8 protein-coding genes and 2 pseudogenes are annotated in these 11,518 nt (G+C 50.9%); 3 read left to right on the forward strand and 7 right to left on the reverse strand.

From position 1 onward, the window contains the following. Positions 1-503 (reverse strand): annotated as a pseudogene (locus tag H6F80_RS03665) (hypothetical protein); the annotation flags it as partial. Next, entirely contained in the window at positions 500-1,453 is a 954-nt protein-coding gene (locus H6F80_RS03670; RefSeq protein WP_190790255.1) for a lysylphosphatidylglycerol synthase transmembrane domain-containing protein, read from the reverse strand. The gene H6F80_RS03670 and the pseudogene H6F80_RS03665, both read right to left, overlap by 4 nt. Before the next feature lie 50 nt (positions 1,454-1,503). Between H6F80_RS03670 and H6F80_RS03675 the strand changes: the two genes are divergently transcribed. After that, positions 1,504-1,776 carry a hypothetical protein gene (locus H6F80_RS03675; protein WP_190790256.1) on the forward strand — a complete coding sequence of 91 codons (273 nt, stop codon included), beginning with the start codon at positions 1,504-1,506 and terminating at the stop codon, positions 1,774-1,776. A 54-nt stretch (positions 1,777-1,830) separates the two neighbouring features. On the opposite strand, the pseudogene H6F80_RS03680 reads toward H6F80_RS03675, so the two are convergent. Continuing rightward, positions 1,831-2,471: pseudogene (locus tag H6F80_RS03680) on the reverse strand (transposase); the annotation flags it as partial. A 439-nt stretch (positions 2,472-2,910) separates the two neighbouring features. On the opposite strand from H6F80_RS03680, the gene cupS reads away from it, so the two are divergent. Beyond that, complete coding sequence (cupS, locus tag H6F80_RS03685) at positions 2,911-3,312, forward strand: CO2 hydration-associated protein CupS (RefSeq protein WP_190790258.1); 402 nt, start codon at positions 2,911-2,913, stop codon at positions 3,310-3,312. 444 nt (positions 3,313-3,756) lie between these two features. On the opposite strand, the gene H6F80_RS03690 is transcribed toward cupS, so the two are convergent. Further along, positions 3,757-5,346, reverse strand: coding sequence for a hypothetical protein (locus H6F80_RS03690; RefSeq protein WP_190790259.1), 1,590 nt, complete (start codon positions 5,344-5,346; stop codon positions 3,757-3,759). A 227-nt stretch (positions 5,347-5,573) separates the two neighbouring features. Continuing rightward, entirely contained in the window at positions 5,574-7,097 is a 1,524-nt protein-coding gene (locus tag H6F80_RS03695; protein WP_190790260.1) for a SulP family inorganic anion transporter, read from the reverse strand. Between the two features lie 963 nt (positions 7,098-8,060). Between H6F80_RS03695 and thrC the strand changes: the two genes are divergently transcribed. Then, the gene (gene thrC, locus H6F80_RS03700) at positions 8,061-9,200 is read left to right on the forward strand and encodes a threonine synthase (protein ID WP_190790261.1); all 1,140 of its coding nucleotides are present in this window, start codon (positions 8,061-8,063) and stop codon (positions 9,198-9,200) included. Here thrC and H6F80_RS03705 read toward each other — a convergent pair. Together H6F80_RS03705 and H6F80_RS03710 are read right to left on the reverse strand one after the other, a co-directional pair. Beyond that, positions 9,163-9,744 carry a hypothetical protein gene (locus H6F80_RS03705; protein WP_190790262.1) on the reverse strand — a complete coding sequence of 194 codons (582 nt, stop codon included), beginning with the start codon at positions 9,742-9,744 and terminating at the stop codon, positions 9,163-9,165. The two genes, thrC and H6F80_RS03705, sit on opposite strands and share 38 nt — an antisense overlap. A 30-nt stretch (positions 9,745-9,774) precedes the next feature. Then, positions 9,775-11,256 (reverse strand): site-2 protease family protein, encoded by a 1,482-nt coding sequence (locus H6F80_RS03710; protein WP_190790263.1) that lies wholly within the window; start codon positions 11,254-11,256, stop codon positions 9,775-9,777. Positions 11,257-11,518: the final 262 nt, after the last annotated feature.

The raw sequence follows: 11,518 nt of genomic DNA on the forward strand, positions 1-11,518 counted from the left end.
AGTAAAAAGTAAAGGAACGCCAGAAATAACGGATAGATGAACGCTACAGGAGTCGATGAAACAATATCATCGCGCATCCAGAGATTCTGATTGAGCAGCAGCGCACAGGCAAATCCGGCGATCGGTAACGGCAAAAACTGCATCCCAATGCCAAAGGCAAAGGCTGTGCTAATCAGTGCCAAAACGGGCGGCAGCAGCTTACTGAGAAAGACGGGATCAATCCCAATTCCGGCAAAAAAACGATAGAGAGTTGCATAGCCATCGGGGGCAGCGGACTGAAAATAATCGGCAATCAAATCATTGGGAAAAAGCTGCGGATCGAGAAACCGCCTGGCCCAAAAAACGTGCTGCCGCGCATCGTCCTGAATTACATATTCATTGCTGAATGCCGTTATCAGAGCCGGAATGCAGTAGACCAGCGACATGAGTAAACTCAGACCGAGCCAAAAGCTCAGGCGCGATCGATCAGACTTCAAAGGCAATCGATTAGGCAGGTGCATCATGATTTAATCCGCCGCATTTCCCGCAGGGTTGACAGGTATTGTCCCAGAAAAGGCAGTCCGCCGATCGCAGGCAGCAGATATCGCGAGGTGCAAAGCAGCCCCAAAGCCGCCGCTGTCTGAGCATTGAAATAAGGCTGATAAAACAGAATTAGAGCTGCATCACGGGTTCCCACGCCTGCAAACGTCAGGGGCAGCAGCCCTGCCAGGATGGCCAGGGGCGACAGTGCCAGATTCACCAAAAACGGAGTCCAGGCGTTGAGTGCCAGAATAAAAAACCAGATTTGCAGCAGGTGCAGAAACCAGATAAACACCGACGTTACGGCAATCTTTGTGAGCTGAAGCCGATCGCGCCAAAAGTAATCGTGCATCTCCTGCCAAGAACCGCTCAGTTTTTCCAGCTTGGCTTTCAGCTTTTTAGGGGCAAGGGCCTGCGCCATTTGAAAGAAACTCTGGGCAAAGCGGGGCAGTCCGATCAGTGCCAGTCCAAGCATTAGCCCGATCGCTACCGTCGCCGTCAGGATCCAGAATAGCCAATCTTTTTGCGGGTAAAGCAGCAGCCCAAATACACACCACAACAGCAGCGACAGCAAATCGCAGGTTTTCTCAAACACCACCAGCGACAGGGCAAGCGTCCCACTCAAATGCCCCCGATCGCGCATAAAATACGCCTTCGCAATGTCCCCCATCTTGGACGGCAGCACCATATTCAAGACGCTGGCTGCCAAAATAAGCTGATTTGCCTCGCCAAATCTCAATCGCGTTCCGGGCGGCATCAACTGCTGCAATCGCCATGCAGTGAACATGGTTAAGGGAATCACCATCCCCAAACTCACGACCATCCACAATCGATCGCTGTCCTGAAATACTTGCAGCAGTCCAGCAAAGTCAATCCTCCAGTAAATGACTGCGAGAATGATGAGGCTAACGGCGATCGAGATCAGGCGTTTCATAGAATTAATTCAGTGAGGCACTGGACATGAGATGGATAGGACAGAGAATCATGCTCCGGGTAGTCAAATCGATTCGGACGATTCCAGGGCGAGAATCCTGGTTTTGGGCAGTGGGGCTGCTGTTGCTCTATGGACTGATTTACCTCCCGATCGGTTTCGGCTCGCAATTCCTGACGCTGGATATTCAAACTTCAGGTTGGACGATCGCAAGTGTTATTGTACGGGCATTGATTATGCCGGGAATGACCGAAGAACTCTTTTTTAGAGGATTACTGATTCCACATTCGAGTGAAACGGTGAGGGTGATCGATCGCTGGCTCTAGAGCAGCATCAGCCTGATTAGTTTTGTGCTTTATCGTCCATTTAATTTCTTCGCACCCCCATTCTTCTCGCTCGCTGTCTAGTTTTGGCAATCGATAGTTCTCAGTGCGGCGACAATACCGGTCAAACCATTCCACTTGTAAATGCTCCTGAAGCCAGTTTGGAGCCACAACCGTTAAGCTCTTGAGCACAGCACGAAAGGTTTCTCCTATGTCTCTAGTCGATGCAAGCTCTGAATTGCCCCGAGAACATGAGTTGAATCTGTTCGTTGCCGTTTATGTCCTTTGAGTAGTTTCTTTTGGCGTAATTGTTCCAACAATTTGTCCAGCAACAATTGCTCTGCATTGCCTGCAAGCAAACGAGTGCGGAACTCACTCAAAATGGAGTAATCAAATCCTGGATCACTCAGCGGTAAGCTGAGAGCATACTTCCAATCAATGCGAGCACGAACAGCATCTGCGGCTTGACGGTCGGATAGATTCTCTATGAACTGCATCACGCAAACTAATGCTAACTGCCAGGGAGCTTGAGCTGGTTGTCCGCGTCTCGAAAAGAGCGAGGCAAAAGTTTCGTCCTGATAAATGCTGCCAAGGGTAGCGTGGATCTGGAGATAAAGGTTGCCTTTCGGAAAGTCGGTTCGTGCAACTGCTGCAGCGTCTTCTAGAACTGGAAGAATCGGTTGGGGTTGCATGGACATAATGCACCTCTGTTCAGCCATGTACCTTTACCCTCATCTCTTGAGAGACCTTTCGCCTAGATTTTCTCTAACGAATTCGCCAACAGTATCTTCGCTTCCCACACCTTATATTACGGCTCATCAAAATATTACGGCTCATTAAACGTTTCTATTTCTGACAAGGGTTCAGAAATAGCCAATTTGAAAGAGACCGATCAAGCCGTTCTCGATTTTGAAGATGGGTTGAACTATCTTATCTATCAGAAGATTATCTTTTAAATCACGGACAGTTTGGTGAACGGTGACAACAGTTTTAAATTTAATCAAGTCTAGCTATTTACAAGTATTCTTATTGCCAAGCAGAGCATATCCATTCCTTTAGCCGGATACTGAGAAAAACGACATAATGTTTTCAGCAATTGCGTTATGGTTGTTACAGACACATAAGCTAGGTAAATAAATGTCTGACATTGTTGATACTGCCGTAAACGCTGGTTCATTCGGCACCCTAGTTGCTGCTGTCAAAGCTGCTGGCCTCGTAGAAACCCTCAAGGGTGCTGGCCCATTTACACTCTTTGCACCGAATGATGAAGCATTTGCAAAGCTTCCTGCGGGCACGGTTGATTCTTTGCTCAAAGATATCCCGAAGCTCAAGCAAATTCTCACCTACCACGTTGTTTCTGGCAAGGTGATGGCGGCGGATGTGGTGAAGCTGAAGTCAGCCACGACCGTTCAAGGTTCAGACGTAAAGATTGATGCCTCCCAAGGTGTTAAGGTGAACAATTCTAGCGTGACAACACCAGATGTTGCTGCTGATAATGGCGTCATTCACATCATTGACACTGTGCTAATTCCTGCATAGGCAATTGTCTAAGTAGCGCGGTATTTTCGGGGCGGCGACTGTAAAAAAGTTGCTGCCTCGAAGTTTGTTTAAGCGTGTGTAATTGCTGTTTGGCTCGCCATTTAATTGAAAGCCAATCATGTTGTTGCGTCTCTTGCTAATTGGACTCTTACGCAGTTTTGATACTGCTGGCGAAACATCGCTTAACACCCTGAAAGCCTTACAAGTTCATTACAATCAGAAGCGAGATGTTCGAGTTTTGTAACCCAGGAAACGGCAAAATCAGGGCTTCGGATATGAAGAAATAATTTGCCAGCAGTATCTGTCCTGCATTGTCCCCAAATATTGTCCCCAAATGCTCTAATTTTGAGAGACTGCGAGCAGCTTAAAGAGTGCCAGGTTCCCTTCAGCATTAGCGGGCTAGGGGGGCAGTTCGGGTCAGGGTTATCCCAATTCAAACCTTTCCTAAAGGGTTCGATCGATCGTTAAAACTTCCCCCATCCTCAGCGACTTCACCTTCTCGGTCAAATCCAGCCAGGGTTGAAGCTGTCCGACTTGAAACGTGCGGCTCATCACCACATAAATCGAAGTCTGATCGCCGCCAATACCTGCACTCACCACATTGAACCAATCGTTTGCCTGAAGCTGATCCTGCACTTGCCAGCGTCCATCCTGCCAGATTAGTCGGCGTGTGAACTGAAACGGCGCGTCTTTCTTGCCCACAATCAGCACTTTTTGCAAAATTTTGCGAATCAGGTTAGGGAAAAAGCGTCCGATTGTCAGCATCACGACTCGGAGAATCATCAAATTCAGGGGAGTCATTTGCTTTTGTTTTGCCCAACCTAGCCTGCCACGAACTTCAATTTCGTTGGGCTGAAGGTCGATCGTGTAGTCACTCACCAGATGCCCCACCGCATTTTTGAGCTTGCCGCCCTGCCGCACCTGCACGGAAAACTGCGTATCGGACGCAATCAGTTGATTGTCACGGAAAAGTTTGAATGCGCCGCCTTTATTTAACGCCAGATACAGCTCAGTATTCTCGCGGCGATCGATCAGCAAACCCGCCTGCTTCAGCCAAACTTGACCCTGCGATCGAGTTGGAATTGCCGGACGAGACTCGACAAAATCTTGCCATGCCAACAGATAGTTCCAAGTGTGGTGTCCGATGATGTGATCGTCCGCGTAGCAGGGAGCCTTGGCGTTTGCCAGTCCTTGCAGGAAGCGATCGTTGATTGCCAGAGCTTCAGGGAGCCAGCGTCCGACTCGCTCAAAGCCATTGGGAAAGAAATTATAGGTGTTGCGGCTGGTGTATTCGCCGCCGTAGGAGCCGTCGGGATGGACGAATTCTGCCGCTAGTTTGACGGCTTGGGTAAGTGATGCTTGCAGGCGTGGATCGGGCGTGAGTTCATACAGCCATGCCAGACAGGAAATGGTCAGCGTGTGGTAGCCCGGATCGCAGCCTTCGTATTCCTGAAACCAGCCTTCTTCGTGCTGCCAGGAAAAAACCTGTTCGAGTCGCTGCGCCTTTGCCCGATCCCAGCGATTTGTCTTTAGCAGTCGAGAAAGCAACTCCAAACACAGCACGATCAACGCCTGATGATTCGTGAGCCGCCCACTTTCCTGGTGATGCGCCAGCCAGTCTGCCCGCTGGCTAAAAAATTTCAGCATTCGCTCGTCCTGAAACTCCAGCCGCCGATAGCTTTCCAGACAGGCTAACAGCGAAAATGCTGCCGCACCGCCTGCTCGCTCAAACGGAAAATAATCGTCGCAGGAGCCGTCTGCGTGAGCACTTTTTGCCGCGTAGAGAATGCCTGCTTTCACCCATTCACGAATCACAGGCTGCTGATAGTAAGGGTTGCCCGGCAGGTTAATTTCATACGCCAGCGTCAGCGGCAGCACAAACTCCTGGGACATCCCGCTTGGGAAATCAATGATTTTGTAGTGCCAGAAGTTGCGATCGAAACAGCCATAAGTTGGACTGTGCGGATTGCGATCGAGCAGCGTCAGGATTTTGGGAATCTGAGCCAGGGCTTCGCGGGCAAAGAGGTCTTTCATTGCAACAGTGTATCGGGGTGGCAAATCGCAGTGGCAAATCGCAGTGGAACACAGGCAGTTTAACGACCTGTCCTGAGCAAGACGCCGATCGGTCAAGAACAGTTGCTATCCTACAGTACAATCTGTCCCCGGTTGTGGTTCAAGCGCAAACCAACTATCCCCTACACTTGCTGATACCGCCCCGCAAAGAGACCAAAAATGAAAGTGCCCCTTCGTACAAATGGGTACTAGGCACTTTGATCGACGAACCAATCAAAATCGGCAAGCTGCATCAGTCCAAACTGTTCGGCGATCGCCTGACTCTCTGGATTAAGCCCGCTCAGTGTTACTTGTTTACCGAGGATTTGATACTTCTTGACGACTTTTGAAACTGCGTCTGCGGCTGCCCAGTCCCAGAGACGAGCTGCACTAAAATCAAGAACGATGCGCTTGGAATTGTGCTGATAGTCAAATAGTTCCAGAAACCGGTTTGCTGAACCAGAGAACAGTTGACCCGACAAATGGTAGGTCTTTACCTCACTGTGCTGAGTCGTCGTTGCTCTAATCTGAGCTGCTTGCCAGCCAAAGACAACGGTACTGAGGATGACCCCCACCAAAACCCCTTTCGCCAGGTCATGGGTCCAAATGACAATCGCTACCGTGATTGGCATAACGATCGATTCAGGCAAAGGCGTTTTGCGGAGCGTTTTGAGCGAATTCCAGTCGAAGGTTTCAAACGCAATCATGATCATGACTCCGACCAACGCCGCCATTGGAATCTGCTGCACCAAATCTCGCAGCACAAAAATGGCAAACAGCAAAAAAGCACCGGAAACAGCGGTTGATAATCGGCTCCGTCCGCCCGATCGCACGTTGATAATCGATTGACCAACCATCCCACAGCCTGCCATGCCGCCCAGGAACCCCGTCACCACGTTGGCAATCCCCTGTCCTTTAATTTCCTGGTTTTTGGAACTGCGAGTGTCCGTCAACTCATCCACCAGGGCGGCAGTTAACAGCGACTCCAGCAACCCGACGATCGCCAGCGTCAAAGCATACGGCAAAATGATGGCGATCGTTTCTAGCGAAAGGCTTACGGCAGGAAGGTGTACACTGGGCAAACTGCGCGTTATTTGGCCAATGTCGCCAACCCGACGCACGGGGAGGTTCACGGCGATCGCAAATAGGGTCATTGAGACAATGGCAACCAGCGGAGCCGGAACTGCTTTAGACAATCTGGGGAATAGATAAACAATCACCAGCGTCACGGCAACCATGACATACATTTGCCACGGTTCTCCTACAAACTGCTGCAACTGGGCCAGAAAAATCAAAATTCCCAGCGCGTTGACAAACCCGGCAATGACCGAGGGTGGAATAAAAGAAAAAAAGCGTTCTAACTGAAGAATGCCAATCAAAATCTGAAGTACACCCGTGAGAACAGTTGCGGCAAAGAGATACTCAACACCGTGTTTTGCCACAAGCGTGGTCATCAGAAGTGCCATTGAGCCAGTCGCGGCTGAGATCATTGCCGGACGCCCACCCGCGATCGCTGTGACCACTGCCATGCAAAATGAGGTGTACAGCGCGACCATTGGGTTGACTTTGGCGATCGCCGCAAACGCAAGCGATTCGGGAATTAAGGCTAGTGCTACTGTAATTCCGGCTAAAACTTCAGTCTTGAGGTTTGGGCTTTGCGCTTTTCTCCGAAGCTTCGATCGCAAAGCTCGAATCCGCCTCGCTTGGAACAGACTAATCACTCGGTATGACATTTCTTCGCCTGAATAGTTCAAGATTTTGGCAATCGTAAAATCAATATCAATCGGCCGATTGGGCGCGACCAAACCACCGCAACCGCTAACCGATCAATTCAATTCATCAATTAGTTTGTCAATTCAGTTCATCGAACAGGAACAGTAACCGCCAGGATTCCCAAAGCAATCAGCAGCAGAATACAAGCACGATCGGCATTTTCAAGAATGCATTGCCGCGATCGTAGTCAGCAGTTTGCCCACCAGCACCACACAACCCAAACTCACGGTGGAGTCAAGCCACCCGGAATACGCACTGCTGCAACTGCCTGGATAACCGAATTAGGTTTAACCCAAATAACTCCTCGAAATAGAGGATTCTGAGCCTGGGTTAAAAGAAATAATTCTGTGCAGCCTGGTCTGTACATACAAGAACCTTGGAAGACTACCTCAGGGTTGCGATGTATCGTTCACCGCTATCACCAGATGGATTGAGTTCCTCGATACCTTACCATCGAGCACTACCGTAGGAGCAGGGATTTTAGGCTGCTTATTGGAAGCTTCACTGTACCGGGGACAGACTTTATATAAGGAATAAAACTGAATCATAAATGAGTCATAGAGCTGAGCCATAAAACTGCTTCCTTTCTCAGCTAGAAGTTATGAGCTAGAAGCAGTTTAAGTCGATCGGCAGAATTAAAATTCGTAAACTTTAGTGAAATGTCTCAACCTCAAAATAAGCTCTGGATTCCGCTGACGGTTCTCGCCATTGCTCTGCTGTCTTTGTTGGTGCTGAGTGGCTGGACAGTACAGGATTTGCTGCATGACGTTCTGTGAAGCAAACGTTCTCCAAATCCCCTCAAGGGAACGATCGCCAACCTGTGAACAACCCTTACACTTGGCTGATGTGACTCGATCGCACTAGACTTGAGAGAACGGGTGAGATACCATCTCAGTCCTAAGTTCTTCATTCACAAATTCGCTGTGACTGCTAGTTTACCGTCTGTTAATACACATAGTTCTGGTTCGTCTGGTAACGCTCATTTGGCAGCTCAATCGGTTGCGGGTCAGAGAGGCTGGCGCGGCTTGATTGAAACCTATCGCCGCTATTTGCCCGTCACCGATCAAACCCCTGTGGTGACGCTGCTAGAAGGCAATACGCCCCTGATTCCCGCTCCTGCGATCGCCGCTGAGATTGGACGCGGAGTGCAGGTGTGGGTCAAGTATGACGGTCTGAACCCGACGGGCAGCTTCAAAGACCGGGGCATGACGATGGCAGTCACCAAAGCGAAGGAAGCCGGAGCAGAAGTGGTGATTTGTGCCAGTACGGGCAATACCTCAGCCGCCGCTGCTGCCTATGCAAGACGAGCCGGAATGCGGGCCTATGTGCTGATCCCAGATGGCTATGTGGCGTTGGGCAAGCTGGCACAGGCGTTGCTGTATGGCGCAGAAGTGCTGGCAATTCAGGGAAACTTCGATCGTGCCCTGGAAATCGTGCGGGAAATGTCAGAGCACTACCCGATCACGCTGGTTAACTCAGTGAACCCCTATCGATTAGAGGGGCAGAAGACCGCCGCTTTTGAAATTGTAGACGTGCTGGGTGACGCTCCCGACTGGCTCTGTATTCCGGTAGGCAACGCGGGCAATATTACCGCTTATTGGATGGGCTTTTGTCAGTATCATCAGGAAAATCGCTGCAAGTTGCCTCGGATGATGGGCTTTCAGGCAGCAGGCGCGTCTCCGCTGGTGACAGGCCAACCCAATCCCAACCCGGAAACTTTGGCAACCGCAATTCGCATTGGCAATCCGGCAAGCTGGAAGCAGGCAGTTGCAGCAAGAGATGCCAGTCAGGGACAGTTCAACGCTGTCACCGACGAAGAGATTCTAGACGCTTATCGCATGCTGGCTTCTCAGGAAGGCATTTTTTGTGAGCCTGCGAGTGCAGCTTCAGTGGCGGGACTGCTGAAGGTGAAAGATCAGGTTCCGGCAGGCGCAAAAATTGTTTGTGTTCTCACCGGAAACGGACTTAAAGACCCGGATACGGCGATTAAACACTGTCAAAACCAGTTCAAAACCGGGATCGAAGCTACTCGAAGTGCGGTAGCTCAAGTGATGGGGTTTTAGACGCAGGCAAAACGGCAGGTATTTCGGAGAGAACTGAATCTTCGAGCTTGCCGCTATCCGGGTTGTTATCCGAATTGCGGTTACGGGTGCGTTCCTGAGTGAGCCGATCGATCGCATCTCCCAGGGCAGCTGTCAACTCGACGCGGGTCTGCTGATGGGCTGCTTGCTCAGACCGAAGTGTCTGCTTCAGGCGATCGGCTTCTAGCAGTGCTTCACTCAGGCGAGCTTGCAGTGCCTCGATCGTGTCGAGCTGGCTGACCTGCTGCTGAACCGTCTGGGCACGAGCTGCATCTGGCTCTGAGAAAGCGGCCAAATCATTAGACAGGGACGGAGTTGCTTTTAGCGCGTTGAGTTCCGCTTGCAGGGAATCGACCTTTTGCTGCGCCAGTTTTGCCTCGGTGCGTCGCTGGCGGGCTTCAGTTTCATATAAATTGCGCCAGTTTGCTGCACTCTTTAGCGCGTCATCTCGTTCCTGCTGCGCTTCGGTCAGCTTTTGTTGCAGGGCTTTTATTTCGCCTAACCATTGCCGGACATCCTGGGTCATGACTCTATCCTTCAGGCAGTGTACTAGAGTCTAAAACAAAACCCGGAGAAGTGGAGCAGGCGCGGGCAGAATAATCAGCAGCAGCAATCCGAGTGCCAGGATTCCCAGCAGGTCGCGGGCATTATTCAATTCACTAACATCATTCAGAACTGGCTCATCGATTACGGGCATGAGAAACAGCAAAATTGCCCATACCCACAGCAGCGGTTCTCGCTGAACCCATGCCAGCCCAATCAGCAGTAACCGAGCCACCTGACTGATCACCGCCCCCGATCGCTGCCCCAGCATGGCGTGAACAATATGCCCGCCGTCGAGCTGACCCACAGGCATGAGATTCAGCGCAGTCACAATCAGCCCCAGACAGCCTGCAATTGCGACCGGATGCAGGTTCAGGGCACTGTCTATCGCCATGCGATCGCCCAGCGCAATCCGACTGAGCACGGTCAGCAGCACCGACGCGCTGGACTTAAACGAAGCCGCGTTCAGCAGTCCAGATTCCTCGGTTACGGGCACTGGGGAAGACTGCGCCAAACCCCACAGCAAAACGGGAACCGTCACCAGGAACCCGGCAAGCGGTCCCAGTAGCCCAATGTCAAACAAGGCCCTGCGATTGGGAATGGGCGATCGGTGCTGAATAAACGCGCCTAATGTCCCAAAAGGAAAAATACTTGCAGGCGGAACCGGAATAAAGTAAGGCAAAGATGCCCGAATTCGGTAGCGCCGGGCTGCCCAGAAGTGTCCTAGCTCGTGCGCTCCCAAAATTGCCAGCAGCGAAACGGCATAGGGAAGTCCGGTCAGCAGTTCGGCAAAGGTCGTTGGAAGCTGAGGATTGGTTTTGCCGATCAAAAACCCTGCCAGCGTCGTGGTTAACAAAGTGGCAAACAGCAGGATTAACGCAATGCCAGGGCGATCGCCCGTTTTCCGCAAGGCTGCACCTGCCTGCTGGTAGGGATTGGGAACCAGGGCAAAAAAAGGCTTGCCGTTTAAGCCTTCCTGAAAAACGACGAGGAACCGATCGCGAAACTGCGCTTCCACATTTTCCCGCACCGTTTGATACGCCACTTCCGGCGAGGTTCGGAGCTGCCCGCGACAGATGAGCGCCTGGGGGCGATGCTCGATGTTTTGCAGATAGAACACCGACCAGGGAAAGCAGTTTTGCAGGCTGGCTTCTTCTTCGCGATCGATCGATCGGGGAGGTGGAGTCGGACGGACATTCGCCACAGACGCAGGCTGTTCGGACTGGGCAGATTGCGCTTGGGCAGACTGAGAAGGCGGAATTCGTCCTTTTTGCACCAGCGTCCAGTACAGAATCGAACTGCCTACAAATGCAGCAAACAGCAGCTCAAGGGGAATTGGCTCCGCCACTCTAACAACCGCCCAGCTCGCCCAAACAAAAGCAGGAATCATCATGACCAGCCACAGTAGCCAGACCGGGGTGCGCGTCAAATTCGCCACACTGCGCTGAACCACAAAGTAGGTAATCGATCCAATAATCAGGAGCAGCAAGATCATGCCGTCAATTTCACCTTTTATTCCCGCTCAATCTGAACCATGCTTCATCCAGAATAGCTCGGTTGCATGATCGCCAAACCGTTTTTAGCTGATTCGCCTGTTATCGATTCAATTATCCATCAGGGAAAATTGAGGGAAGATTGCTTCGATCGCCAAACTGCTCGACGCTTTTGAAGGAGTCAGGATAGGAGTTTTAAGATGAAGAGGAAAACAATCGTGGATAGAAATAATTTTTGTCTTTTGAGTGTTTGATATGGTAATT

It is taken from the genome of Leptolyngbya sp. FACHB-711 (assembly GCF_014695615.1).
Classification (GTDB): domain Bacteria; phylum Cyanobacteriota; class Cyanobacteriia; order Elainellales; family Elainellaceae; genus Leptolyngbya_A.

Excerpts from the sequence above, each read along its gene's own strand:
- H6F80_RS03670 (WP_190790255.1), bottom strand. The coding sequence starts at position 1,453 with ATGAAACGCCTGATCTCGATCGCCGTTAGCCTCATCATTCTCGCAGTC.
- H6F80_RS03675 (WP_190790256.1), top strand. The coding sequence starts at position 1,504 with ATGCTCCGGGTAGTCAAATCGATTCGGACGATTCCAGGGCGAGAATCC.
- H6F80_RS03695 (WP_190790260.1), bottom strand. The coding sequence starts at position 7,097 with ATGTCATACCGAGTGATTAGTCTGTTCCAAGCGAGGCGGATTCGAGCT.
- H6F80_RS03710 (WP_190790263.1), bottom strand. The coding sequence starts at position 11,256 with ATGATCTTGCTGCTCCTGATTATTGGATCGATTACCTACTTTGTGGTT.
- H6F80_RS03705 (WP_190790262.1), bottom strand. The coding sequence starts at position 9,744 with ATGACCCAGGATGTCCGGCAATGGTTAGGCGAAATAAAAGCCCTGCAA.
- H6F80_RS03690 (WP_190790259.1), bottom strand. The coding sequence starts at position 5,346 with ATGAAAGACCTCTTTGCCCGCGAAGCCCTGGCTCAGATTCCCAAAATC.
- cupS (WP_190790258.1), top strand. The coding sequence starts at position 2,911 with ATGTCTGACATTGTTGATACTGCCGTAAACGCTGGTTCATTCGGCACC.